At 71.0% G+C, this 26,062-nt stretch carries 17 protein-coding genes; 4 read left to right on the top strand and 13 right to left on the bottom strand.

All coding sequences use genetic code 11. The annotated features are described in order from the left end of the window. Positions 1 to 12: 12 nt before the first annotated feature. The 12 genes from ACN469_RS14430 to ACN469_RS14375 form a co-directional block, all read right to left on the bottom strand. The gene (locus ACN469_RS14430) at positions 13 to 3,357 is read right to left on the bottom strand and encodes a carboxypeptidase regulatory-like domain-containing protein (protein ID WP_498768191.1); all 3,345 of its coding nucleotides are present in this window, start codon (positions 3,355 to 3,357) and stop codon (positions 13 to 15) included. Positions 3,358 to 3,415: 58 nt separating this feature from the next. Beyond that, entirely contained in the window at positions 3,416 to 4,105 is a 690-nt protein-coding gene (locus ACN469_RS14425) for a lysophospholipid acyltransferase family protein (protein WP_498768189.1), read from the bottom strand. A 99-nt stretch (positions 4,106 to 4,204) separates the two neighbouring features. Continuing rightward, positions 4,205 to 5,758 (bottom strand): cyclic nucleotide-binding domain-containing protein, encoded by a 1,554-nt coding sequence (locus ACN469_RS14420; protein ID WP_498768187.1) that lies wholly within the window; start codon positions 5,756 to 5,758, stop codon positions 4,205 to 4,207. A gap of 226 nt (positions 5,759 to 5,984) precedes the next feature. Next, the gene (locus ACN469_RS14415) at positions 5,985 to 9,233 is read right to left on the bottom strand and encodes a carboxypeptidase regulatory-like domain-containing protein (RefSeq protein WP_498768185.1); all 3,249 of its coding nucleotides are present in this window, start codon (positions 9,231 to 9,233) and stop codon (positions 5,985 to 5,987) included. Between the two features lie 71 nt (positions 9,234 to 9,304). Continuing rightward, a complete protein-coding gene (locus ACN469_RS14410) occupies positions 9,305 to 12,985 on the bottom strand; it encodes an AAA family ATPase (RefSeq protein ID WP_498768183.1) in 3,681 nt (1,226 codons plus the stop codon). Beyond that, the gene (locus ACN469_RS14405; protein WP_498768181.1) at positions 12,982 to 14,238 is read right to left on the bottom strand and encodes a metallophosphoesterase family protein; all 1,257 of its coding nucleotides are present in this window, start codon (positions 14,236 to 14,238) and stop codon (positions 12,982 to 12,984) included. The genes ACN469_RS14410 and ACN469_RS14405 overlap by 4 nt, the downstream gene beginning before the upstream one ends. Positions 14,239 to 14,326: 88 nt before the next feature. Continuing rightward, on the bottom strand, positions 14,327 to 17,578 hold the full coding sequence (locus ACN469_RS14400; RefSeq protein ID WP_498768179.1) for a carboxypeptidase regulatory-like domain-containing protein: 3,252 nt from the start codon (positions 17,576 to 17,578) through the stop codon (positions 14,327 to 14,329). Between the two features lie 68 nt (positions 17,579 to 17,646). Next, the gene (locus ACN469_RS14395; RefSeq protein WP_498768177.1) at positions 17,647 to 17,847 is read right to left on the bottom strand and encodes a hypothetical protein; all 201 of its coding nucleotides are present in this window, start codon (positions 17,845 to 17,847) and stop codon (positions 17,647 to 17,649) included. A gap of 119 nt (positions 17,848 to 17,966) precedes the next feature. Continuing rightward, positions 17,967 to 18,836, bottom strand: a complete 870-nt coding sequence (locus ACN469_RS14390) for an SAM-dependent methyltransferase (RefSeq protein ID WP_498768175.1) — start codon at positions 18,834 to 18,836, stop codon at positions 17,967 to 17,969. After that, positions 18,833 to 19,570, bottom strand: a complete 738-nt coding sequence (locus tag ACN469_RS14385; protein ID WP_498768173.1) for a hypothetical protein — start codon at positions 19,568 to 19,570, stop codon at positions 18,833 to 18,835. Before ACN469_RS14385 ends, ACN469_RS14390 begins: the two co-directional genes overlap by 4 nt. Next, complete coding sequence (locus ACN469_RS14380) at positions 19,567 to 20,922, bottom strand: ATP-binding protein (RefSeq protein ID WP_498768171.1); 1,356 nt, start codon at positions 20,920 to 20,922, stop codon at positions 19,567 to 19,569. The genes ACN469_RS14385 and ACN469_RS14380 overlap by 4 nt, the downstream gene beginning before the upstream one ends. Then, positions 20,919 to 21,236 (bottom strand): hypothetical protein, encoded by a 318-nt coding sequence (locus ACN469_RS14375; RefSeq protein WP_498768169.1) that lies wholly within the window; start codon positions 21,234 to 21,236, stop codon positions 20,919 to 20,921. The genes ACN469_RS14380 and ACN469_RS14375 overlap by 4 nt, the downstream gene beginning before the upstream one ends. Before the next feature lie 386 nt (positions 21,237 to 21,622). Between ACN469_RS14375 and ACN469_RS14370 the strand changes: the two genes are divergently transcribed. From ACN469_RS14370 to ACN469_RS14360, 3 genes are read left to right on the top strand one after another with little or no spacing between them, the layout of a single operon-like run. Next, entirely contained in the window at positions 21,623 to 22,522 is a 900-nt protein-coding gene (locus ACN469_RS14370) for a halocarboxylic acid dehydrogenase DehI family protein (RefSeq protein ID WP_498768167.1), read from the top strand. After that, the gene (locus ACN469_RS14365; protein WP_498768165.1) at positions 22,519 to 23,418 is read left to right on the top strand and encodes an alpha/beta fold hydrolase; all 900 of its coding nucleotides are present in this window, start codon (positions 22,519 to 22,521) and stop codon (positions 23,416 to 23,418) included. Before ACN469_RS14370 ends, ACN469_RS14365 begins: the two co-directional genes overlap by 4 nt. A 51-nt stretch (positions 23,419 to 23,469) precedes the next feature. Next, positions 23,470 to 24,138: a hypothetical protein gene (locus tag ACN469_RS14360; RefSeq protein WP_498768163.1), complete on the top strand. Its 669-nt coding sequence runs from the start codon at positions 23,470 to 23,472 to the stop codon at positions 24,136 to 24,138. Between the two features lie 51 nt (positions 24,139 to 24,189). Here ACN469_RS14360 and ACN469_RS14355 read toward each other — a convergent pair whose 3' ends face one another. Then, a complete protein-coding gene (locus ACN469_RS14355; RefSeq protein WP_498768161.1) occupies positions 24,190 to 24,924 on the bottom strand; it encodes an SAM-dependent methyltransferase in 735 nt (244 codons plus the stop codon). A 183-nt stretch (positions 24,925 to 25,107) separates the two neighbouring features. On the opposite strand from ACN469_RS14355, the gene ACN469_RS14350 reads away from it, so the two are divergent. Further along, positions 25,108 to 25,893 (top strand): alpha/beta fold hydrolase, encoded by a 786-nt coding sequence (locus ACN469_RS14350; RefSeq protein ID WP_498768159.1) that lies wholly within the window; start codon positions 25,108 to 25,110, stop codon positions 25,891 to 25,893. Positions 25,894 to 26,062: the final 169 nt, after the last annotated feature.

Here is a 26,062-nt window from a genome sequence, read left to right as displayed (position 1 = left end):
GCGCTTCGGACCTCAGGGGCCCTCCGGAAGCATGACCCAGTTGGGAGGGATGTCCACCGAGACAGTGCCCTGGGCGGGCAGGTCCACCTCGCCTCGGAGGAAGGCCCAGCGCATGCTCATGTGGTTCATGCCCTTCAGGACGTAGGTGTAGCGGCCCGCGGACAGCTGGTCGAACGTGGAGTCGGAGTCCGACGTGGGGGAGATGTCCAGCGTGTCCGAGAAGTGCTCCAGCTCGTCCCTGTCCTTCGGGGCCGGCACCGTGCCGGCGAACAGGTAGTAGTGCATGACCATCACCGAGGTAGGGGTCATGAGCGAGGTGAAGGGCGGAGGTCGCAGCTTCAGCGTGGCGCCGCCGGTCATCTCCTGGAGATGGACCACCTTGCGCTCGCCAGGGCCCAGCTTCACGCGCAGGGGCATGAAGCGGATGGAGTCTCCCCGGGACGTCGCCGCCGCCTTGGCGACGAGGGCGTACTCCCCGGGCGCCAGGCCCGTCGCGTGGAAGTTGCCGCTGTCCTCGTCCAGATGGATGAGGTCCGCGCCGACCGGGGACAGGGGGCGCAGGTGGAGGAAGGAGCTCACGAGCCGCCCCTCGCGGTCCTTCACCGTGCCATCCAGCCGGGCGCCCGACTGCAGGCGCAGCTCCAGCGTCGTCTCGCCCGGGGCCACCGGCTGGCTCAGCGGCAGGTAGTCCGGATGGGAGAGGTCCACGCGCAAGGCGGCGTCCGACTCCAGCGGGGGCAGCACGAAGGAGCCATCGGCGGCGGTGCGCGCCTGCGCCAGGGATTGCACCTCCGGCTCCTCGTCCCCTGGCGCCGCGGGGACGACGAGGTGCGCCTGCACGTCCACGCCGACCACCGGCGAAGAGGTCGCCGCGTCCAGCACCCGACCGCGCAGCCGACGCCCCGCCTTCAGGACCACGTCACCCAGGTCCGTGTCCCGCCCCTGCTCCACCTGGACCTCCCGCATGACGCGCGTGAGGCCCGGCGCCTCCAGCGTCACCCACGTGCGGCCCGGCTCATCCACGGAGATGTGGAAGGCGCCGTTCGGCTCGCGAAAGGGCTCCTCGTTGACGTCGAAGCGGGGGATGGGCGTGCGGTCCTCGCGCACCAGCCGGCCCCGGATGCCTCCCTGGTAGCGCAGCACCAGCTTCACGTTCGTCGACCCGGCCGCCACGAGGACCTGGGGGGTTCGTGAGCGCGCCCCCTCTTCTTCCGCGAGCGGCTCCGCCATCAACTGGTAGCCGTCCTTCCTGACGCTGAGCTTGCACGGGCCAGCCGACAGCTGTTCGAAGGTGAAGCGCCCCTGCCCATTCGTGGTGACGCTGGCGCCATCATGGCGGGGATGGCGCCCGTGGTGGAGGAACCTGGGGGGAGGGGCGTCCTCGTTGATGACGTAGGCGTGCACCTCCGCGTCGGCCATCGGCTTGCCGGCTTCGTCCACGACGAGGCCCGACAGCGACAGCCCTGGCTCCAGGCGCAGCGTCACCGTCCGCGTCTCCGCGACCTGGAGCACGACGGGGAGCTGCGCGCGCGGCGGGCCGCCCCGGGTGCGGAAGGCCCGGAGGGAGTAGCGGCCCGGAGCCATGCCCCGCAGGACGAAGTGGCCCTGTTCGTCGCTGGTGACCTCGGGGGAGGAGGCGGAGCTCTCGCCGTCTTCCCACAGGGAGACTTGTATCCCCGCCAGCGGAGCGTCGTGGGTGCTCACCACGGTGCCCTCCACGCTCGCGCCCCGCTGCATGACCATGCGCACGTCCCGGGAGGGCACCTGCACCTCCTTCCACTCCGTGTCCAGGAAGTCCGCGGCCTGGACCTTGATGCGATGGAGTCCCTGCTCGCTCAGGTTGAGCACGAAGCGCCCCTGCTCTTCGGTCGAGGCGTAGCCGCTCTCCGCTTCGTTGGAGAAGTCGTCCAGGTCCTCGGCCTCGGAGGGGGCCGGGGTGCCGTCGCGCCGGAGCCTTGGCTCGCGCCGCCACTTCATGGCGATGACCTCCGCCTCCGTCAGCGGGTTGCCCTCCGTGTCGGTGACGAGGCCCTCCAGGACGAACGCGCGCTTCAGGGTGAAGTCCAGGGGCGAAGGCTTCGCCGTCACCACCACGTCGCTCACCCCGAGGTGCTGGTAGCCCACCGCGAACACCGTGAAGTCGCTGTGGCCCAGCGTCGCGGAGTGGAACACGAAGCGCCCATCCGCCCCGGTGTCGACGACGGTGCTCGAGGACACGTCCCCGTGGGTGTCCAGCGTCACCTTCGCGTCCGGGACGGGCTGCCCCGCCTCGTCGCGCACCACGCCCTCCAGCTTGACGACGGTGCCCAGGCGCAGCGTCACCTCCGTCTCGGCCTGCTCCTCCGCGAGCGTCGTCTCCGTCTCGCCTTGTTGGTCGCCCCGCGTCGCTCGCAGCACGTAGCTGGCCGGGGGCACGTCCTCCAGGACGAAGCGCCCGTGGGCGTCCGTGATGCTGGTGAAGGGGACCTCGGCGTCTGGCTCGAGCTCGTACTCGGCATCGTGGGCCCGCACCTGGACCCCCGCGACGGGTTGCTCGTCCAGGAGCACCTGTCCCACGATGCGCCGGGGTCGGTGCAGCACGAGGTCGTCGGACGAGAGGTCCTCCGGAATGACGCCCGTCTGGTGCTCCGTCAAGAACCCCGGACTGGAGACGACCAACGCGTAGTCGCCAGAGGGCAGGGGCCCCACGCGGAAGCGGCCCTCGGCGTCGGTGCGTGTCTCGAAGTAGCGCGAGTGCTCGGCGTGGAAGAGCGTCACGCTGGCGTCCGCCACGGGCCGCACGGACTCGTCCACCACTCGGCTGGAGAAGGTGTCGCTCGGCTGGAGGAGCAGCTCCACTGTCTGTGAGGTCGTCGCCACGTCGAGCTCCAGCGAGGAGCCCTGGGGGCCCATGGCCCACAGCGCGACGCTGCCCTCGGGCAGGCCTTCCAGCACGAAGGAGCCGTCCGCCGCCGTGGTGGCGCGCGTCAACACGGGGGCCGCGCCCCGCCCCTCGTCGATGAGCCCTCGCAGCGCGAGCAGGGCCTGGGTGTCCCCGCAGGCGGAGGAGGACAGGGGCGTCTCGGCGTCCTTGCCGCAGGGGAGGGAGGACAGCGACTCGCCGGCCAGGGAGCGCGACGCGGAGACCTCCACGCCCGGGGCGGGGGCCTTGTCCTGGGTGAGCACGCGGCCCCGCAGGGACAGCGTGCCGCGAGGCGGAGGCGAGGGCTCGCTGGGGCCGGGCAGCTGCCGGGACGCGGGCTTGGAGGCGGTGGGCGCGTCGTCGCCGTCGTCGGGCGCGCGGAAGGTGATGAGGGCGATGACCGAGCTCAGGCCAATCACCCCGAGCATGAGCCCCACCATGGCTGGCCTTCGCATGGACCCCTCCCGTTGGCCTCCACGCTAGCAGGGCCCTCGGGGGGAAGTCGCCAGGGGCTCAGCCGCGGGCGGGGAGGGACTCCAGGCGGGCCTTCTCGGCGACGATGAGGTCCCGGACGTACTCGCGCAGGACGGCGACGTCGGTGAAGCCGCTGACGTCCACCGGGGGCATGACCTGGACGTGGCAGTGGACGGAGGTCTGCATCACCAAACCATGCTTGGGCAGGGTGCGCGCCGTGCCGGTGAGGACGATGGGGATGACGGGGCAGCGCATCTTCAGGGCCAGCGCGAAGGCGCCATCCTTGAAGGGCTTGAGCTGGCCGTCCGCGGAGCGCGTGCCCTCCGGGAACATCAGGATGGGGACGCCGCGCTCCAGCCAGCGCTCACTCAACTGCATCATCTTGATGATGCTCGGCTTGTCGCCGCGCACCAGGGGCACGTAGCGGTTGAGGCTCATGTTCCAGCCGATGAGCGGCAGCCGGAAGTTGGCTTGCTTGGAGACCCACTTGAAGGGGCTGTACAGGCCGAAGAGGACGAGGATGTCGCCGAGCGACTCGTGGTTGGCCACGAGCACCGCGGGCCCGTTCCACGGCAGGTGCTCGCGGCCGTCCACCCGCAGGTGCCACAGCGGGTTGACGTAGAAATACAGCTGCGCCCAGAAGCACGAGTACAGGTGCAGCACCCGCCCGTTGCGGTCGAACGGCGTGGTGACGGCCCACACCACGATGGCGCCCAGGAAGAGCACCACGCTGGAGAGCGCGAAGAACGTCCAGAAGAAGATGGCGAACAGGAGTCGAATAGGGCGCGCAGTGTGCCACAGGGTCGCGAGAGGCGGGGAAGTGAGTTGTCACGCCCGCGCGTGGAGGTGGTTCGCTGGAGGGCGTGCCCGAGGGAGCGTCAGGTCCACGGCGAGCTGGAGCTCCGGTGACGCCAGCCGTGGCAACACGACGAGCCGCGTGTCCTCCAGGGTGACGACGGGGAGCGGGCGCTCCACCTCCAGGAGCAGGGCCCCTCGCGCTGTCAGCCGGGGCGAGGCGTGCGCTATCTCCAGCGCGCCCAACACCATGAACAGATGGGAGCCTGGCTCCAACAGCAGCTCCTTCTTGGGGGCGAGCACGTGCTCCTGTCCGCGCAGCAGCCACGCGCGCCGCTCCTTGCGGCCCAGGTGGGCATAGCGGTTGCGCCCACGGACCAGGTCATCGAAGCGCCGCTCCGCGAAGGTGCCCCAGACCTGTCGGCTCAGGTCCGCGTCCGACTCCAGCAGCTCGCGCAGCGCGGCGCCTGGAATCCGCACCACCGTGGAGGCCGACGCCGTGCGCACCGAGGCGGAGCGCCGCCCGCCCGCGAGCGTGGACTGCTCTCCGAACACCGTGCCGCTGCCGAGCTGGTTCACCAGGTCCTCGTCGGCGCCGTGGGTGGCGAGCACATACGCGGCGCCGCGCGCCAGCAGGTACAGCTCATCGCTCATGTCGCCCTGGCGGAAGACGAAGTGCCCCGCGGGCAGCTCCTGCACCTGGGCACGTGCGGCGAGCGACTCCAGCGCGCGCGTGTCGAAGTGGGCGAACAGCGGGGAGGAGCGCAGCTGGCGAGCCACCGTCGAGCGCAGCAGGCGCGAGCCTCCAGGCAACTGGTACGCGAGCTTGATGGCCGGCTCCATGGGCTTGCGCAGGAGGCGCCCGCTCATGACGCGCAGGACGCTGAGGACGTTGCCCATCGTCACCGGCGCGAGCGTCAGCAGCCCATGTCCCAGCGTGTAGCCCGGGTTGGTTTCGAGGAAGAAGCGCGCGGACAGCTTGTCGCACTGTTGCCAGTAGTCCTGCTCCACCTCGGACTCGCGAGTGCGCCAGCCCACCTGACGCAGCAGCGGGTTGCGCGCGTCCACCAGGGCCAGGCCGAACTCGGTGCCCAGCTCGGCCAGGAAGTCGCGCAGCCTGGGCGGCACGGGCTGTTCGTGACGGGGCCATAGCTCGTCGCAGTACTTCGCGAGCAGGGCATAGCTGGACGGGTGCACCAGCGCGCCCAGGTAGTACGCGGGCCGGTTCGGGTGGCGGAGCAGGTATCTGAGAATGAGGGACAGTCCGAAGCGGGTGTTGGTGTTGCCGCCCCGGTACGCGCGCAGCGAGCCGGCCTCCGCGCGGAACACCGCCGTCGTGACGCCGTTCAATTGCTTCTCGAAGACATGCAGCGCGAAGTAGCCGACGAGCGCGCCCTCTTCGTTGCGGTGGAGCTGAATCCAGGTGTGCTCGGCGGTGGACTCCACCACGTACTTCGCGAAGACCTCGCGCGCGACTCCCTCGAAGATTTCCTGGTGCACGGCGTAGAGCGCGTCCGTCAGGCGTCGCCGCTGCTCGGTGGACAGGGACTGGGGGATGACGACTTCGGTGCTCGCGATACGGGACATGGTGGGGCGGCTCTCCGTTCTTCTGGCGCGGACCTGTGCGGCTCCGTTGCCAAGTAAGTCCGGACACGCCGTGGGAGGTCGCTCCCGAGCAGGGATGCCGAGTCCTCAACGTCGACCGCGTTTCAGGGCCTCCGCGCGCGTTCGAAGATGATGCGAGCCCTTGTACGAAGGTCTTGCTCGCGTCCTGGCCCTGTTGAGTGGACGCGGAGCGCCCGAGCGGCGGGACTCACGGCCGGAGGGGCAGCCAGACGGGCGTCACTTCGCGCACCACCGTGCCCGCCCCGGGGATGTCGATGACCTCGCGGTAGCTGCCCCGTAAGTCGTCGGAGACCAGTACGAGCGTCAGCTTTCCGGGAGGGAGGTTCCGGAAGGTCATCGTCCCCGCCTTGCTGTCTTCGTGCGGGAGCGCGTGCTGACGCAGCAGCAAGAACGCGTTGTCCCTGTTCGACAAGGAGGCTTCTCCAGGGACGAGTGCCGAGGTGAAGGGGAGGGGGCTGCTCACGCGCAGCTCCAGGGTGGCGCATTCGGAGCGCGCCTTCAGGGTGATGGCGACCTCGCCACTCGCGGGAACCTGGACGCGCCGCGGGGCGAAGCACTCCAGGCTCTTGGTGCTGGCGAACACCCGCCAGGTTCCTGGCGCGAGGTCTCGCACGACGAGGGAACCCTCGGGCGGGACCTCGACGCTCTCGGAGGACAGCGCCCAGCCTTCACGGTCCAGGGACACGCTCGCGCTCGTGGGCTGGCCCCGCGCGTCCAGGACGGAGAGCTCCACGCGCGCGCCCTTCTCCAAGAGCACCGTGAGGTCCTTCTGGGGACCGGGAGCCAGGGGCAGCTGCTTCGAGGGATATCCGCGGGCCCCGACGTTCAGCGTGGACGGGCGCTCGTCCACTTGAGCGATGGAGAAGGACCCGTCCTTCTCGGTGTTCGTCTGGGCCGAGTAGGGGTACGACTCGAGCGGCCCGTTGTCCAAGGGCTCCGTGGTGACGAGGAGCAGGGCGTCCTCCACGGGAGCGGAGGTCTCCGCGTCCAGCACGCGCCCCGCCACCTCGCGTCCCGCGCTCATCCGAAGCTCGCCCAGGTCCACCACCTCCGCGTCGTGATGCACTTCGACCTGATGGAACACCGGCGCCAGGTCCCTCACCTGGAGCATGACGGGCCAGGAGCCCGCGCCCCTCACGTTCAACGAGAACTCCCCCTGGGGATGCTCCACGATATCCCGCATGAGCAGGAACCGCGTGACGGGCTCGCCGTCGGGTCCCACCACGCGCCCGTGGATGCGTGCCTGTCGCGACATGACGAGGCGGACAGGCGCTCCGCCCTCTCGGGCATGCAGTGAGTCGAGCCCGGCCTTGCCTCCCGTGGACAGGTGGGGCGCGAGGTGGAAGGACTCCTTCGTCACGCGCAGCTCCACGTCCTGACTCGGGAGGTTGCGCAGCGTGAAGCGCCCGTCCAGCCAGGTGCGCGTGACGGGGTCCGCGGCGTGGTGGCGATGTCCCTCACGCCACTTGGGGGTGGAGTCCGGCGGGAGCTGGACGAAGACGTCGGCTCCGGAGAGCGGTTGTCCCTGGGTGTCCACCACGGTGCCCGACAACGTCCAGCCCGCGGCGAGGCGCAGGTCCACCTGGGCCTCCTGCTCGTCACTCAGCTCCAGGTGTCGGGTGGCGAAGCGCTCCACCGCGCCGGATTCGTGGACGGCCTCGAGCACGTACCGTCCTGGCTTCATGCCCCCGAACGCATAGTGGCCCCGCGCGTCCGTCGAGAGCTCGCTCAGCACCGCTGGCCAGGGGCTGCTCGTCGCGCCTTCTTCGGGAGGCTCGGTCGACAGGCGCACGACGAGCCCGGGCATGGGCGTGTCCAGCTCGTCGAAGACGGTGCCGGAGACGGTGGCTCCTCGCTTCAAGACCCAGCGGACCTTCGTGTCCGGGGCCCGGACCTGGAGCTCCTCCATCCGGAAGCGCGGCTCGTTGGGGACCTTCAGGAGGAAGGGCCCCGGCGTGGGGAAGTTCAGGTGGAACCGGCCCTGCTCATCCGACAGGGCCTCGTAGGGCGCCAGGAGGAGCGTGTCGTCGGTGTCCTCGGAGGGCGGGTCGTCGACGGTGATGAGCACGTCTGGAACGGGGCGCCCTGCTTCATCGACGAGGACCCCGTCGACCCACAGTGGGGTGCGCAGCGTGAAGTCGAGCTGCTTCGTTCCAGGGCTCAGCTCCGCGAGGGATTCGTTGGTGGGAAAGTGTCGCGGGGAGGTGAGCTCCAGCTCGTGGGGAGCGAGGGCCAGCGGGCCGAGGCGATAGTGGCCCGTGGCATCCGTGGTGGTCTTCAGGTACCGGGGCTGGAGGCCGCGCTCCTGGATTTGAACGAGCGCGCCCTCGATGGCGGCTCCGGCCTCGTCCTTCACGGTGCCTTCCAGCATGGCCCCGGGGTTCAGCGTCAGGGAGACCCCGGTCCTGCGGTTGTAGGTCCACATGGGGACCTCGATCCTGGCGTGATTCCCGCCCTGGGTGGCATCGAGCCGATACAGACGCGACGGGAGCACCTCGAAGGAGAAGCGCCCCTTGTCGTCCGTGGTCTCCTGCTTCGAGGACACCAGGGGCGGGACGATGCCCCGCTCGTTGAAGGTGATGTCACGCAGGTGGACTTTCGCGCGGGAGACGGGGCCGCCCCATCGAAAAAACACCCGACCGACGATGCGCTGGGGACGCAGGAGCTTCACGGGCTCGGCGAACCAGGAGGCCTTGAGGTCGGGAATCCAGCCGTCCCGGGTGAAGGCGAGGGCGTAGTCGCCGACGGGCAGCGGGCCGATGCGATAGCGACCGTCCGCGTCCGTCTCCACGTCGAAGAAGTGGGTGAAGCCTTGATGCACGGCCATCACCTGGACCTGGGGCAGGGCCTCGAGGTCCTCGTCGATGACCTGTCCCTCCAGGAACACTCCGTCTTCGAGCCGGAGCTGGAGTCCCTCCGTTCCCGCGACGACTCCCGGTTGCAGCCGCGTACCTCGCGGGTCGATGGCCCAGAGGGTGAACGCTCCCTCGGGGAGCTGGTCGAGGGTGAAGCGGCCCTCCATGTCCGTGACGGTCTCCGCGTACAGGGGCGCTTCGCCCTGGCGGGAGAGGAGTAGCTCCAGGGTGGTGGCGGGTTCCGTGAAGAAGCAATCCGCGAAGCGGTGACGGTCTCCGCGACGGTGGGGCAGCACGTCCTCACACGTCAGCTCTGAGAGCGTCTGATGTGCTTCGGAGCGGGTGGCGGCGATGCGGACTCCCGCGAGGGGACCGTGGTCTCCATGCACGATGCCTTGGATGCGCAGGGCGCCTTCGGTCCGTGGCGCGGGCGCGGGGAGGACCAGGCCCGTGCTCTTTCGAGGCACGGGGGCTCGGCGAGAGGTGGGCGAATCTCCTGACCTCAGGAGGTGGGGCACCGCCAGCGCGCCCACCAGTGTGAGCACTCCGAGGATGTGCGCCACCCGTCGCGACTTCCGCATGTCGTGTCCACTCGTCACGTCCATGAATGTAGCAGTGGGAGCCCTGGGGCGTTGGGCGCCGGAGTCTCGATTCAGCCGGCTCGGAGCGCGGCGGCGGAGTCTCTGGACTCCAGCGCTTGCGTCTGTGCGCCCTCGGCCTCGAACAGCTCGCGCAGCCAGGGGTGGCAGGTGAAGGCAATCACCTGCTGGTGTTCGGCGAGCTGGGCCAGGAGTTGGATGGCGCTTCGGGCCCGGCCGGGGTCGAAGTTCACCAGCACGTCGTCCACGATGAGCGGCAGCGCGCTCCGCGTCTCTCCGAAGTCGCGAACCACCGCGAGGCGGAAGGCGAGGTAGAGCTGCTCGCGGGTTCCTCGTGAGAGCTGGGCCGCGCTCCAGTCCCGCTCGCCGTCGCTCACGCGCAGCTCGCGCTCGTCACCCGCGGGGATGAACACGCGGCGATAGCGCCCTTCTGTCAGCAGGGCGAAGTGCTCCGACGCGAGCTGCACCACGCGCGGCTGCTGCTCCTCCTCGAAGCGCCGACGCGCGCGTCCCAGCAGGGCCAGCGCCAGCTTGTCCTCCGCGTAGCGCGTGGCCAGCTCCGCCACCTTCGCGCGCAGGGTCTCCTCCTGGATGCGCAGGCGCGCGAGCAGGTCGTCGTTCTCCCACTGCTCGAGCTGGTTCTGCGTGGCGCCCTGCTCGGTGAGCACCTCCTTCGACTTCTCCTGCGCCTCGGCATGACGCGCGCGCAGTTGGCTCAACACCGTGCGCAGACCTTCTTCTCCGCCCAGGGCGCGCAGGGCCTCGCGGGCCTCGATGTCGGAAAGGCCCGTGCGAGCCTCGATGCGGTGGGCCAGCTCGCGCGCACGGTGGGTGAGCCCCGCGTAGCGGTGGGCCTGCACGGCCCGTCGACGGAAGGTCTCCTCGTCACCGCCGCCACCCTCGGCGAGCAACGCCGCGAGAGAGGCCTCTTCCGTTCGGCACAGCTCGTCGAGGCGGGCCTTCTCCTCGCGCAGCTCTCGACGACGCTCCTCCGCCGCGCGTCGCTCCGTCTCCTGCGCGCGCGCGGTTTCCAGGGCCGCGTTCACTCGCATGACCACCAGGTCCATGGAGCCCGACGACAGGGACGCGGGCGCATCGTGAGAGGTCGCGGTGCGGACCACACCCGATACGGCTGCTTCGTGCCCCGGCGACGAGGACGCGGAAGCATCTTGAGAGGTCGCGGTGCGGACCACACCCGATACGGCTGCTTCGTGCCCCGGCGACGAGGACGCGGAAGCATCTTGAGAGGTCGCGGTGCGGACCGCATCCGATACGGCTGCTTCGTGCCCCGGCGACGAGGACGCGGAAGCATCTTGAGAGGTCGCGGTGCGGACCACACCCGATACGGCTGCCTCGTGCCCCGTCGACGAGGACGCGGAAGCATCTTGAGAGGTCGCGGTGCGGACCGCATCCGATACGGCTGCTTCGTGCCCCGGCGACGAGGGTGTCCTGACGCCTCGCCGCGCTCCGGTGGAGGAGGTGAGGGCTCCTCCCGATGACGCCTTCTGGGCACCGCTCTCGTGCTCCATGCGCGCGATGTGCGGGTCCTCGGACGGGCGCGCGCTTCCCCGCGCCACATCCGCCGCCAGCGCTCGCAGCCGTGAGACCACGTCCGCGCAGGCAGCCTCATCGGCGGACAGCGCCGCTTCGTCCGCGACCAGGTCTTGCCACCGCTGCCTCAGCGCCGAGGCATCGCGCCACAGCGCCAGCGCCGCCTGCGCGGGGAGCCCCGCCGGGAAACGTCGCGCCGACAGACACGTGGTCAACTCCGTGCTCAGTGACGCGTGTCGCGCCTCGTGTCCGCGCAGCAGTTCAGCGGCCTGCCGTTCGTCGCGCAGGGCCACATCATGCGTGGCGCGCAGCATGTCCCGCTCGCGTGACAGCGACTCGCGGCGCCCCGCCTGCTCCAGTGCCTCCGCCAACGCGCTCTCGCGGGTCGTCATGTCCGAGGACGTCGCCGCCGGAGACAGCCCCGCCTCCGTGGCGGAGGTGAGCAGCTCCCTCCGTGCCAGCTCCTCGCGAGCCACGTACCCCGAGAGCTCCACGCGCAGCCGTTCCTCCTCCTGCTTCCGCGACTGCTGCTGAGCCTCCCGCGCCCCGCGCTCCTCATCACGCGCGGACTCCACCCGCCGCCGCGCCAGCTCCAGCAGGCCCGTCAGCATCAGCCCGCCCACGAGCACCAGCCCGCCCACCACCGTGTCCCCGAGCAGCCACGCCGCCACCGCGAGCGTCACCGCCACGGCCGCCGCCACCGGCACCCACCACACCGGAATCACCGGGCTCGATGAAGGCGAAGCCTCCGTCACCGGCCCCCGCAGTTCTTCAATCCGCCGCCGAGCCGCCATCTTCTGCTCACCCAGCCGCTCCAGGTCCGCGCGCGCGTTGCGCATCCGCGCCAATCCCGCCTGCTGCTGCCGCACCTGCGCCGGACGAACATCCGGGAGCTCCGCGAGCTCCGACTCCGTGCGCGCCAGCACACCGTCCAGCCGCTCCCGCTCCGAGCGAGCCCGAGCCAGCGCCCCACCCACCTCGCGCCGCCCCGTCTCCTCCACGTCCAGCCGGGACGACAGCGCCTCCAGCCCCGCGCGAGCCCCCGCGCTCAAATCCAACGCCACCAACCCCGGCCCATCCACGCCGAGCCCCAGCTCCTCCAGCGCCGACTCCACCTGACGCCGCTTCATGCCCAGCGCCGCGCGCCGCGCCGGCAACGCCCGCACCAGCTCCGAGCGCTCCGAGTACGCCGCCACCGCGGCTCGCAGCGCTTCCTCCCGCCCGCGAACCGGCGAAGGCGCGGACAGCCGCTCCAGCTCCGCCTCCGTGAAGCTCAACTGCTCCGCGAGCCGGGCCACGTTCCCGCGATGGGTCCTGCTCTGATTCAGCGCTGCCTCCAGCCGCGCCTCGCCGCCCTCGGGGAAGGTCTCCAGCGCGGGGAGGGACTCCAGCTCCGCCCGGGTCGTCACCAGCGCGGAGACATCACCCAGCGCCGACTCCAGCCGAGCCAATCGCTCCAACTCGCGGCCGTCCTCGCGCACGCGCGAATCCACTCCCCCCCACTCCACGCCGAGCGCCTCCAGCCGCTCCCGCTTGGCGAAGTAGAGCGCGGGCCGGTTGCCCACCTCGCGAAGCTGCCCCTGCACCTCCTCCAGCTCACGCAGCTTCACGTTCAGCTCGGGGTTGGAGCCGTTCGGCTTGTAGAGCTGCTCCGCGTTCTTGCGCAGCAGCGCCATCGCATCCGGAAGCCGCCGAGCACCCCGCATGCTCGCGGCGACCAGGGCCTCTGAGGCGCCGCGCTCCTCGGTGAGCTGCTCGAACCCCGCCAGCTCCTCCAGTCGGAAGGCGAAGACATCGAAGAACAGCTCGCGCGTGACATGGCCGCGCGCGTCCTTCAGGCGCTCCTCGGACACGGGCTCTCCGTCCGGCCCGAGCACCGTCAGCGTCTCCGACTTCCTCCCCCGAGGCGTCGCCATGCGCCGCACCAGCAGCGGCCCCGCGCCCGTGGAGAGTCGAAGCTCTCCGCCGAAGGGAGCATCCTCCTCCGCGGGCGCGTACCGCTCAGGACTCCCGCGCTTCTCGAACCCGAACAACACGGCGCGCAGGAAGGCGAGCAGCGTGCTCTTGCCCGCCTCGTTGGGGCCGTAAAGAAGATGCAGCCCGGGCCCCAGCTCCAGCGTCAGGTCCGAGAAGTGCCCAAAGCGCCGCACCCGCAGCGTGTCGATGCGCAACCCTGGCTTCATGCCCCCTCCTCCTCTTCGTGAAGCGCCTCCACGCCCAGCAGGCTCGCGCGGGACACCCACTCCGTCCGTGGCATCTCCAGCACATCCACCCCCAGGCGCTTCAGCCGCTGGCCCAGGCTGCCCAGCGCTTCCTGCTCCCACAGTCGCGCCAGCGCGACCGGGTCTTCTTCCAGCAAGCGCGCCTCTTCCAGCAATGTGCGCGCGAAGCCGCCCTCCGCTTGGAGCGCTTCCCAGTCCAGTTCCGGACGACTTCCATCCCGCAGTGACTCCAGCAGCACCGGAGGATGTCCCTGCGCCAGTCGCACGCGCAGGTCCGCCTCCAGCTGCGCCAGCGCCCCGGGCCGCGCCAGCTCGCGATGCAGCGGTCCACGTCCCGTCAGCACCAGGCGCACCGCGTGGCCGTCCAGCTCCCGCGCGCACGCCGCGTCCACCACTTCACCCACCGCGCCCAGCAGCGCGTCCAGCGTGGCCACGCCCGTCAGCGGCACCTCCAGCCGATGCCAGCGCACCGTGTCCACGGGCACGAAGCGCCGCCGCGTGCCGCCGTCCTCCACCTCCACCAGCACGCAGCCGCGCTCCCCTGTCTCCAGCGCGTGTCTCCCCTGCGGATTGCCCGGGTACACGGCGAAGCCGCCACCCGGCAGCACCAGCTCGCTGCGCGTGTGCACGTGGCCCAGCGCCCAGTAGTCCAGCCCGCGCGCGCCCAGGCCCGCGGGCGTGCAGGGGGCGTAGTTGGCGTGCCCCTCCGCGCCGCCCAGGTTCGCGTGCAGCAGGCCCACGCTGAAGTCGTCCCCGGTGCGACGGAAGCGCGCGGACAAGTCGTCGCGCACCTCCACGTCCGGATAGGAGATGCCCTGCACACGGCACAGCCGACGCCCCTCGCGCCGCACCTCCGCCTCTTCCCAGTCCGGTCCGAACACCTTCACGGAGGCCGGCAGCCCCAGCGTCCCGGTGTCGCCGCTGAGCGGATCATGATTGCCATGGACGATGAAGGACTCGATGCCCGCGTCGTGCAACCGGCCCAGCTCGCGCCGCAGCACCAGCCGCGCCCGCACCGAGCGGTCCTTCACCTCGAACAAGTCCCCGGCCAGCAGGAGGAAGGCGACGCGCTCGCGCAGGCACAGGTCGACGATGCGCGTCAGCGCGCGGAAGGTGGACTCCTGGAAGCGCCCCAGCAGGGGTCCTTGTGCGGCCACGCCACGGAAGGGAGTGTCCAGGTGCAGGTCTGCGGCGTGGACGAACTTGAAGTGCATGTCGGGCCCCGCACGGTACCCGAAGCACGGCGCGGAGCCCGCTTTCCACCCCGCAGCGCCCGCGCGCTGTCAGGCAGGCGAGAGGCCCTCACTTCGACGCGACGTCGAGCCTCCTCCAGGACGGCTGTAGGGTGAGTGACACCGTCCCTCCCGCCGGGATGTCCAGCTCCTCGGTGTGGAACTGACCGAGCATGGCGGACGTGTAGAAGAAGACGGTGACCTTGCCCTCGGGGACGTGGGTGAAGACGACCTCCGGGTCTGACTCGTTGTACTGCCACGGGATGCCCTGGAAGATGAGGTGGCGCAGCGCCGGGAGGGTGCTGGGAGGCGGCACGCTGCCGGGCACCAGCCCCAGGCCCACCCCCTCTTGTGAGGGCAGCATCAGCTTCACCGTGGCGCCGCCCGTCGCGGGCAGGAAGGCCACCGACAGCGCTCCGCGCTCGGGCAGGTCCACGCTCATCGGCTGGAAGTCAGGGAGCGGCTCGTTTCGGTCCCTGTACCCCAGCCGGAGCGCGTAGCGTCCAGGCTCCAGGCCGCGCAGCTCGGCCACGCCCTTGCCCATCTCGACCAGGCCTTCGCCGCTCGGTCCCTGGTAGGTGATGAACGCGTCCACGGGACGGCCCTGGCGGTTCTTCGCCGTCACCTTCACCCGCGCGCCGGGCTCCATGCGTGCCGTCACCTTCTCCTGCGTGGCGGCCACCGGAACGAGCAGCTCGCGGTAGCGGCCTTCATGGCTCATCTTGAGCGTGAGCGGTCCGGAGGCCACCTTGTCCAGATAGAACTCGCCGTCGTCGTTCGTGCGCGCGCCCGCGAGCGAGTTGCGCTGACCGTCCTCGTCAGGCTCGGATTCGAGCTGGACGGTGACGCCCTTCACCGGCGCGCCTGTCTCCGCGTCGAACACCTGTCCCTGGACGTAGCGCCCCTCCTCCAGCCGTATCTCCCCCAGGTCGACGTCCGCCACGTCCACGCCGCCCTTCACCGCGCGCGTCACCTTGGGCAGCTCGTGAACGCTGAAGACGTACTGGCGGGTGATGGGTTCCTCGTGGAGGGGCTCCGCGAAGGTGCCGTCCTCGCTCGTGACGCGCACGCCTCCGATGAAGAACTGGCGCTGGGGCGCGCCGTCCGGTCCGAGGAGCCGTCCCCGGATGTGGGGGTGGCGCCGGAACACCAGCCGCACCTGCTTCGTGTCCGCCGTGAAGTGGACCTCCTCGTCGCCAGGCGTGACTCCCGAGGAGCGCTCCAGCAGCAGCTCATGGCCTGGCTTGGTGGCGCGCAAGGCATGGTCGACGGGGCCCAGGCCACGAAGGACGAAGCGCCCCTCCTCATCCGTGAGGACACCGAACGGTGTCTGCTCCCTGTCCTCCCGCATCTCGATGAACTTGGGACCGTCGTCCTTGACGAGAGAGCGGGCTCGCAAGGTGAGGCCCTGGACCGGCCGGCCCGCGGTGTCGACGGCGATGCCCTCCAGCGAGTGCTCCTCCTGGAGCCGAAGCTCCACCTTCGTCACCGTGTCCGCGAGCAGCTCCACGTCGGCCCAGGCCTTCCGGTCCACGCTGGACGCCTTCTGCCTCGCCACCACGCGGTAGCGCCCCGGGTAGATGCCCTTGCGGCGGAAGTGGCCCCGGTCGTCGGTGCCCTCGGTCTCCAGAAAGCGCTCGTCGTCGTCGTCGTGGTCTCTCGGGAGCACGTCCACGATGAACCGCGCCAGCGGCAGGCCCCGCGTGTCCGTCAGCGTCCCCTCCACCGTCGCGCCCGCACTCAAGGTGAGCGTCACCTCGCGGCCCGGGGCCTTCGCCACCACGGTCTCGTGGACGTAGTCGTCGCTGCGCGCCGTGATTTCGTAGGAGCCGGCCCGGGTGGCATCCATCACGAAGCGGCCGTCCCGGTCCGAGAAGGCCAGCTCCTGCGGCTCGTAGTCCAGGGGGCCGTCGACTCCCATCGGCTCCAGCGTCAGGGGCACGCCGGATATCGGCTGGCCCGCGCCGTCCACGACGCGACCGGAGAGGGTCTGCGTGCGCTTCAGGGTGAAGTCCCGAGGGCCCAGGCCGGCGGACAGCTCGTGCTCCTGGCCCGTGGTCAGGTCCACATGGCCCCGCGCCTCGATGGTGAACTCCCAGTGGCCGGGCTCCACGGGGCCCAGGCGGTAGCGGCCGTCCGCCTCGGTGACGGTCTCCAGCGCCTCCCGCCCTCCCCGCGTGAAGCGCGCCTTCACGCGCGCCCCCTCCACCGGGTTGCGCGCGTCGTTGGACACCGTGCCTTCGACCAGGAGCGCCTCGCCCAGCTTCAGCACCACCTCGGGCGGAGGCTTCGAGTCCAGCTCCACCCGCGCGAAGGCATACCGTCCACCGTGCTCCACGGTGAGCGCGTACTTGCCCGTGCTCAGGTCGAGCGCGAAGCGTCCCTCCGCGTCCGTCTTCGTCCGGGGAACCGGAGCCCCCTCGTTCATCCCGGCGCGCGAGGCCCGGACCTCCACGCCCGGCACGGGAGCGCCGTCGGACAGCACCCGGCCGTGAAGCACGAGGGGCCGATACAGCGTCACCTCCCGAGGGTCGTCGCCGTACCGGTCCGGCTCGAGCGACGCCAGCCAGCCCTCCTTCGTCGCGAGCACCTGGTAGCTCTGGCGAGGAAGGGGCCCCACCCTGAAGCGGCCCTGGTCGTCCGTGCTCGTGTCGAAGAAGCGGGTGTGGTGCATGCTGACCGCCGTCACCGAGGCGCCCGCCAGCGGCTTGCCTTCCCCGAGGACTCGGCCCGTCAGGAACCACGGCTGCTCCAGAATCAGCTCCACGTCCTGGCTGCCGGAGGGCACGGCGGGGCGCAGCGCGGTGCCCTTCTCGGAGAGCGCGAGGAGGGTTTGAGGGCCCTCGGGCAGTCCCTCCAGCACGAAGGCGCCGTCGTCACCCGACACGGCCTCCGCGTGGATGGGGGCCTCGCCCCGCCGAGCGAGCAGCAGCGGGGTGAGGATGTCCTCCGCCTCCGGCAGACACCACGGGAGCTTGCGCCGCGCCCGGGTCACATCGACCAGCGCCTCCCAGTAGGGGAGGACCTCCTCCGGACAGGGGAGCTCCGACAGCGTCTCGCCCGCCTCCGGCCACGACGCTGAGAGGCGAGCGCCGGCCACGGTCCGACCCAGCGAGTCCACCACGGTGCCGCGAATGGACCGCCCCGCTCCCTGTGCCGCTCGCGTGGGGGCGGACGTGCGCGGAAGCGAGTCCGCCGAGGCACGCTGGGGCGCTGGAGTGACTTCGCGCACGTGCGCCACGGGTTCGGCGCTCCCGAGCATCCACCACCCCAGGAGCGCGAGCACCCCCGCGATGACGCCCCCCACAATCCACCCGCGCATGATGTGCTCCGGCTGTCCGACGTCGAGTCGTCAGGATAACAGCCGGAGCCCACCTGTCGCGGTGCGGGCTACCGCACGGTGCCCGCGTCCGTGCCCTGCATCTGCGGCTTGCCGGAGCCGCCGGTGCCCTGGTGCTGCAGGGCGTCCTTGTCATTGCCGGAGCCGCCCATGGCCCCCGAGTTGTCCTCCCGGCTCCGCTCCCGGCACCCCGTCATCGTCAGTGCCGCCGCCACCGCCGCCACCGTCAACCATCGCGTGAAAGTCCTCATCGCGCGTACCTCCCCTTTTAAAGACTCGCCCAAGGCTGGGGTCGCACCCCTCGCGGAGCACGGTGTGCCCCCTCGTCAGCCCCGGGCCGGAGGACAGGCGCGGTGTCGACTCGTGGCGCTCAGTCCTCGCGGCGCAGCACGAGCAGCGCGTACTCCAGGCCGCCATCCATCAACGCCTGTTGGAGTCGCAGGTGCTCGCGGCGGGACTCGCCCCGCGCGAGGACGCGTGACGGAGGCTGGCCGGGGGACGTGAAGCGCTCATGGGCGAGCAGCTCCAGCGTGAGGGACCAGAAGCCCACCGCGCGCGCCGACACGTCGTCGCGGACCTCCAGCTCCAGTCCGGCGGCGTGCGCGGTGGACAGGTACTCGTCCAGGGTGCCGACGCGCGTGCGCCAGTACCGGTCGAAGGGCGCGGCCAGCTCGGGGCGGCCGAGGAAGCAGTCGGCGATGGCCACCACGCCCCCGGGCCGCAAGAGCGTGCGCACGCGGCGGAACCACTCCGCGCGCGGCAGGTAGCTGCTGCTCTCCACCGCGACCACGGCGTCGAAGCAGGCGCGGCCCGGCACCGCGAGCGCGTCACAGTGCAGGGCCTTCACGCGCGCGCCCACGCCCTCGATTTCGGCGAACGTGCGCACCAGCTCCACGTGCGTGGCCACGTTCGTCACCGCCGTCACCCACGCATGGTGCTCGGCGGCCCAGTACAGCGCGCCGCCGCCCAGGCCACAGCCCACGTCCAGCACGTCGGCCCCCTTCGGGAAGCGGCCCACCGCGCGCGCCAGCTCCGCGAGCAGGGCCTCCTGCGAGGCGTGGACGCGCTCGCGCACGAGCGGCTCCGCCTCGCCCGGTGGGGGCACGTCGTCCACCAGCCCGACATGGAAGTGGATGCGAGGGCCGGGCCCGTAGCGACGGAGGATGCGCTCCGTCTTCTCCTCGTAGTAGGCGGCCACCGCGTCATGGCGGGCCTCGCTCCGCGTGGGTTCCGCCCTCATGACTCCACCTCCGGAAGTATCGGTTCGATGCGGCGCAGCGCCGCGTCCAGGCAGCGCAGGTCCTCGGCGCGCAGCGCCTCCGCGGCCTGCCTGCCCCACGTCACCACCGTGAGCCGGTCGGGCGCGGGCATGGAGGTGAAGCGCGTGTCCCGGGAGCGGATGTCCTCCGCCACGTGAGCGGCCACGCCCAGGCTCATGCCCACCGACACCGCGCGCTCCTCCAGCCGCGTCTCCGCCCAGAGCACGCGCAGGTACGCGGCCCACTGCCGTCCGGCGATGCCCTCCGCCACGCGGCGGAACAAGGGCGCGCTCCACTCCTGGGCGCGGACCTCCAGGGCCTGCGGTCCCGCGGCCTGGGCCAGCAGGCGCGCGCTCTCCTCCAGCGCGTTCAGGGGCACGTGCGCGCGCGGCTCGGCGAGCGTGGCCCAGGCCAGGTTCTGCAGGAGGAACTGCGTGCACGGGCCCACGCGCAGGGGCTTGTCGTAGTAGGTGCAGTCGCCGTCGATGAGGTCGTCGGCGAGGTTGCCCGCGCAGAAGTTGAAGAAGAGGCCCACGCCGCGCGCCGTCAGCACGGGGCGCTCCAGTCCCGCCTCCGCGCCGGCCTCGTAGAAGAGGGGCAGGGGGCCTGGCTGCGAGGCCTCCAGCGCGGCGAGCACGTCGTGCTCCGACTCCTCGGGCAGCTCCAGTCGCCGCAGCACCCGCAGGGCCTCTTGATAAAGGGCTCCTCCGCTCATCGGTACTCCCTGGGCAGGAACAGGCGCAGCAGGGCTCCGCCGTCCGGGGCGTTGCGTCGGTACAGCATTCCGCCGCTGGCGCGCAGCAGGCACTCACTGGTGTACAGGCCCAGGCCGGTGCCCTCGGGCTTGGACGTGTAGAGCTCCTCGGCGGGGACGTTGAGGAGCGCGGCCGGGAAGCCCGGGCCGTCGTCCGCGATGACCACCTCCAGCCGCCCGCTGAGCGGCTCCACGCGGGCCTGGATGCGCACGCGCGAGGCGCCCTGCCTGCCGTCTCCCTCGCAGGCGTTGAGCACCAGGTTCTCCACCACGCGCCTCAGGGTGGTGGCCCCGCCTCGCATCAGCGCGCGCAGCGGCTGCCCTGGCTCCACCGCCACTTCGATATCCACGTCCGGGAAGCGCAGGCCCATGCTGGTGCGCACGCCCTCCAGCAGCGGCGTCAGCTCCACCGGCTCCGGCTCCGAGCCGACGTAGCGCCGGCCCTTCGCGCGAATCTCGGCGACCATGTCTCGAATCTGGGTGAGGCTGTCGTTGAGCGTCTTGACCAGGTCCTCGAAGTCCCCTCGGGCCAGCGCGTTGCGCTGCACGCCCAGGACGGACAGCATGTCCGCGGCGGTGCCGGCCGACATGAGCGCGCTGTCCAGCTCGTGGTGGTAGCCGAGGATTTCCCCCAGCGCGCGCGACAGCCGGCCCACGTCCTGCTCCTGCTGCTCCAGGAGCTGCGCCTGCACCGCGGCGCGCAGGCGCTCCGCCTCCGCGCGGGCCTTGTCGTGCTGCACGGCGAAGGTGCCCAGGTACAGCTCCGCGGTGAGGGCGGCGGGGCCGATGATGCCGAACAACACCAGGTGCTCGCGGCTCTCCAGGAGCGGTAGCGCGGCCACCAGCGCCAGCGCCGTGCCCAGGGCCAGGAAGGGCTGCTTGGGCGTCACGCGGTGCAGCCGGCCGTGGAACGCGGTGGTGAAGAGGAAGAGGGAGGTGATGACGGTGGCGCCCTGGAGCTCCGACATCGCCATCAGCGCGGCGAGGAAGAAGTGCAGCGACGTGACGCCGAGCAGCAGCCACAGCCAGCCCCACGTCTCGATGTGGCGCCGCTTCCGGTGGACCGCGGAGAAGAGCAGCCCGCTGACGAGCATGGGTGACGCGCACAAGAGGCCGTCGACGAAGGGGATGCCGAAGAGCGTGCTCGCGCCGGGAGCCCACGCGACGGCGGAGAGCACCGCCAGCACCACGCTGGTGAGCGCCCACCAGGCCCCCACGCTCGCGGCGGCGAGCACCTCGGCGCTGTCCTGGGCGCGCGTCCAGCGCCGGAACGAGGCGGTGACGGCGGCGGCGCCCGCCACGCGTGGACTCATACGGTGGTGGACAGGGTGCAACCCGCCACTCGTTGGAGCTCGTTCACCTCGCGCGTGGCGTCGTCGACGCGCTGACGCAGCTCCTGGACGAGCCGGGGGTGTCCTCGCCGCGTGACGCGGACCTCCACCTCGCCACCGGCCAGCAGGTGGTGCAGCGCCTCCATCACCGGCTCCAGCGCGGGGTTGAGGCCCACCGCGCCGCCCGGGCCCTCCACGGCGCCCAGGTCCTGGATGCGCCGCAGGTAGTCGCTCACCGCTCCGACGAGGGGGACGTCGACGAGCCGTGGTCCCCAGGTGTCGTTGTCGCTGCTCATGTCGTCTCCCCCGGGCGCCGCGAGGCGTCCTCGTTGCGGTGGTGGCGCGCGGGGCTGGACGCCCGTGGGGGGCTGCTTCGAAGTGGCCTCCTACGAGACAGGTGTCGAAGCCACATGCTGGTTGCCCCCCGCGAACCAGGCAGGCGCGACTCCTTCGTCGCGCGAGAGGGAGCAAAGCGAGCCGTCGAGGACGGAGTCAAACGGCCCCCGCCGCGAGTGTTCTTTAGTGTCCGACGGCACCTCCCCCCGGGGTGGCGAGGTGGTGGGGAGCCGACGCCATGCCGGGGTGGAGACTGCCCTGGGAGCGGGGACTTCCGGGCGGCCGGGCCACGGGGGGGAGGTGTCCACGCCGCCGCGCCGTTCCCACCGTTGCCGGGGGTGCCGGCATGGCCAGGGTGAGACAGGTGAGCGAGCACGGGGCGGAGGGCGGTGTCGAGCGCGTCTACCACGAGCTGCGACGGACGATGCGCGTGACGGGCGTGGACGTGTCCTTGCGCACGTGGGCGGCCTGGCCGCGCTTCTTCGTGGCGATGTGGGAGGCGATGGGGCCGAACGTGGAGACGCGCGCCTTCGAGGAGGCGGCGATGGGGCTGTGGCAGGAGGTCCTCGACTCGACGGTGCAGTGGGAGGTGCTGGGCGCGTGGGACGCGACGAAGCTGGGGCCCAGCCAGCGCTTCCACGCGCGCGGCGTGCTGGAGCTGTACGAGGCGATGCAGCCCCGGGTGATGCTGATGATGTCCGCGGTGCGGATGGCGCTGGAGGGCCAGCCGGTGGGGCAGACGGGCGCGCTGGGCACGTCGGAGCGCCTGGAGCGCGGCGTCCCCTCGCGCATGGCGGCGATGGAGTGGGTGGCGGAGAAGCCAGCGGACGCGGCGCTGCGCTCGGTGTTCGCGGACATCGTGAAGACGGTGGGGCCGCCGGGCGTGCCGGGCGAGTACCGCGCGCTGGCGTGCTGGCCCGCGTATCTGGAGACGGCGTGGCGCCGGCTGAAGCCGCGCATGAAGGACGAGGACTTCCAGCAGGTGGCCGACAGGCTGTTGGAGTCCGCGCGGCGGCGGGCTCGGACACTGCCGTACCCGGTGGCGCTGAGTCGCGAGCGGGTGTCCGCGCTGGGGGAGAACGCGGACGCGGTGTTGAAGGTGACGCAGGCGCTGGAGCGGCGCTCACCGACGCTGCTGTTGAACCTGTCCCGGATGGTGCAGGACGTGCCGGACATGCTGCGGCAGCCGATGCCGGGCGCGTCGCGGCTGGTGCCGGACTGGGTGGCGGCGGAGGAGCTGCGATGAACTGGCGCGAGTGGCAGGGACGACAAGAGGTGGCGGAGCTGGGCAGCCGGTTCGTGAGCTACGTGGATTGGGGCTCGGGGCCGCCGGTGGTGTTGCTGCATGGCATCCCGACCTGGAGCTATCTGTGGAGCGGGCTCGCGCAAGGGCTGGCGTTGTCGCACCGGGTGCTGGCGCCGGACCTGCTGGGCTACGGGTTTTCGGACAAGCGGGACAAGTTCGACCGCTCGATAGCGCGGCAGGCGGAGGCGGTGGAGGCGTGGCTGGACCGCCTGGGCGTGGTGGACGCGACGGTGGTGGGGCACGACGTGGGGGGCGGCGTGGCGCTGCAGCTCGCGGTGCGCTTCCCCAAGCGGGTGGGGCGGCTGTGTCTGATGGACAGCGTCTGTTACGACGCGTGGCCCAAGGGGCTGATGGCGCAGCTGGGCACGCCGGGGATGGCGCGCAGGCTGACGCCGGAGCGGCTGACGCGCTTCATGACACCGGCGCTCAAGCGCAAGGGCTTCGCGACGCCGCAGACGGCGGAGCTGCTGGAGGGCCTGCTGGCACCGTACGCGACGGAGGTGGGGATGGTGTCGCTGTCACGCGACGCGGTGGCGCTGAACACCAACCACACGCAGGAGCTGACGTCGAAGCTGAGTCACCTGGCCGTGCCGACGCTGGTGTTGTGGGGCGAGGAGGACGGCCTGTTGCCCGCGAAGTATGGCGAGCGCCTGGCGTGGGACATCCCCGGCGCGCGGTGGATGAAGGTGCCGCGTGCGGGGCACTTCCTCATGTGGGACGCGCCGCACGCGGTGGCGATGGAGTTGTTCAACTTCCTGGAAGGCGTGTCGCCGGTGCGTCACGTGACGCCGCGCTCGGTGGCGGAGGAGCTCTGGGGGTCGGAGGCGCCTGTCTGAGGGCGCGTCTTGGTGCTCGCTCCCGGGCCGTCCTCGCGCTAGAGGCCCGGTATGCGTGACCGAATCCAGGCGGTGCTCCGCCAGCTGGCCCAGGCGCCCGAGCTCGAGGCTCGCTGGCTGCACACCCTGTCCCTCATGGAGTTCATCGGAGCGCGGAAGATTTCGCGCACGGTGGCGGACCGTCACCCTTCGTTGGAGGTGCTCGGGCACCTGTCGGACGAGACGCGCCACGCGTTCGCCTTCAAGCGCCTGTCGGCGGAGGTGGCCGGCGGCGAAATCACCACGTTCCTCTGTCCGGAGGCGGCGGGCTGCTACTTCCAGGCGCTGGACCACGAGCTGGCGACCTGGGCCACCGCGCACACCGGCAAGTCCGATGTGTACCTGCACTACCTGCTCACCACGACGACGATTGAGCGCCGCGCCATGGTGCTCTACCCGCTCTACAAGGCGGCCTCGCGCAACGCGAGCGTCCGCGAGGAGCTGGGGCGCGTCGTCACCGAGGAGCAGGGCCACCGCCGCACCATCGAGGACGCGTGCGTGGAGCGCCTGTCCGCCGTGGGCGCATCGCTGGACGAGGCGCTGGCCCTGGAGGAGCGCCTCTTCGGCGCGTTCATCGCGGAGCTGGAGCCGGTGGTGGAGAAGGAGCTGGCGATGCTCCATGTCCCCTCGGCCCTCGCGGCTCCCGAGGGCGCGGTGCGGGCGTCTTCCGTCGTGAAGTAGGCCCTCGCGCGAGCGCGGGGTTCTTCCCGCGTGAAGGGGGAACTTCGTGGACTACGACAAGGACTGCGCCGAGTAGTCGCTCGCCACCAGCACGAGCTTCCCGTCGCGCCACTCCGCGCGCAGGTTGCGAGCCTTGCGCGCGCGCTTGCGGCTCAGCTCCACGCCCACCGCGTCCAGGCCCATGGCGTTGGCCACGGCCAGCGCGGTGCCGTGGCCGCAGAAGGGGTCCACCACGGTACGAGTGGAGGTGTTCTCCAGGATGAAGCGACAGGCGAGCTGACACGCGTCCACGCCCATGCCGCGCGTCCACGTCACTTCACCGGGGTCCGCGAGGACGTCCGCGGTGGACTTCGCCAAATCAGGCCGCACGCCGCGCGAGAAGCACAGGAAGTGGGAGTACGCGGGCCGGCCGTACGTCACGGTGCCCGGGGCGCGGCGACAGACGACCTTGTGCCAGAGCAGGCCCAGGCCCGTCTCTTCGGCGGCGCGTGAGACGAGGTAGCCCTTGTCGACCCAGAGGCCTTCGTCCTTCACGTCCGTCTGGTAGAAGATGGCCACGCCGTCGTCGGGCACCCGCGTCATCACCAGCGCCGCCGCGCGGATGAACCACGCCTTCCACTCCGGCAGGGACAGCGAGGGGAACTCGGACGCGTCAGGCAGCGATGCCACCGCCGAGCACCCCGCCAGCACCGGCTGGGCCGAAAGCCACGTCAGCGCATCCTCGCAGTGCACCGTGCGCTGAGCCTCGTGCCGAGCGCCGCCCGTCCCGTCCCGTTCATCCGCCATGAGGCGGCGGACTCTGCCAGAGCGGAGCGCCGGTGCGTGAAGGACGCTCCCTGTGCCAACCCGGCTCATACCCTCAGCGAATGCCTACATGCGCCCCCTGGAACTCTCCGATGTGTCATGGCTTGCTTTCGCTCCTGCACATTTCTTCAATACTGCTTTATCCTTTTCGTCTGAGGAGACGACATGAGCACGACTTCCGCATCTGACGGGACTTCGCTTCACTACCGCGTCGTAGGCGAGGGACCGCGCACGGTGGTGTTGGTGCATGGGTGGATGGTGTCGGGTGCGGTGTGGGACTCGATGGTGGAGCGGCTGGACGTGACGGGGCTGCGGCTGGTGATTCCGGACGCGCGCGGCACGGGAAAGTCGGGACAGTCAGCGGGTGGGCATTCGGTGGAGGGGCTGGCGAAGGACGTGCTGGCGGTGGTGGAGGCGGTGGGGGCCCAGCGCTTCACGGTGGTGGGGCACAGCATGGGTGGGCAGGTGGCGCAGTGGATTGCGTCGCACGTGCCGGAGCGGGTGGAGGGGTTGCTGTTGCTCAACACGGTGCCCGCATCGGGGCTGCCGTTGCCGCCGGAGGCCGCGGGGTTGTTCCGGACGTCGGCGGGAGACCGCGAGAAGCAGAAGATGATTCTGGGACTGGCGTGCAAGAAGCTGTCGCCGGAGGCGCTGGAGTCCCTGTTGAAGGACGCGGGCGCGGTGAGCGCGGCTTCGATTGAGCAGGCGTTCGACGCGTGGACGGCGGGAGGCTTCGCGGACCGGCTGGCGAAAATCGTGGCGCCGACGTTGGTGGTGTCGACGGACGACAACTTCCTGCCGCCGGCCTTCTTGCGACAGGCGGTGGTGGAGCCCATCAAGCGCGCGCGCATGGCTCACATTCCTGGCCCTGGTCACTATCCGCACGTAGAGCACCCCCAGGAGACCGCGGCGGTGTTGTCCGCCTTCCTGGCTGGCTCCGCGTCCGCCTGATTCCGGCATGGAGGGAGGCGGCACGATGTCCTGGAACATGTCCTTCGAGTACGACGCGGAGAACGACGTCGTGACGGCCTACTTCACCGACTGCGTCCTGGTGAATGAGGAGGACGTCCTGCGTTGGCGGCGGGAGGTGGAGGTGCACCTGTCGCGCTACGCGGGGTCG

It is taken from the genome of Corallococcus terminator (assembly GCF_049194865.1).
GTDB lineage: Bacteria > Myxococcota > Myxococcia > Myxococcales > Myxococcaceae > Myxococcus > Myxococcus terminator_A.
The sequence above is the reverse complement of the archived record's forward strand: the minus strand, read 5'-3'. Positions and strand labels throughout refer to the sequence as shown.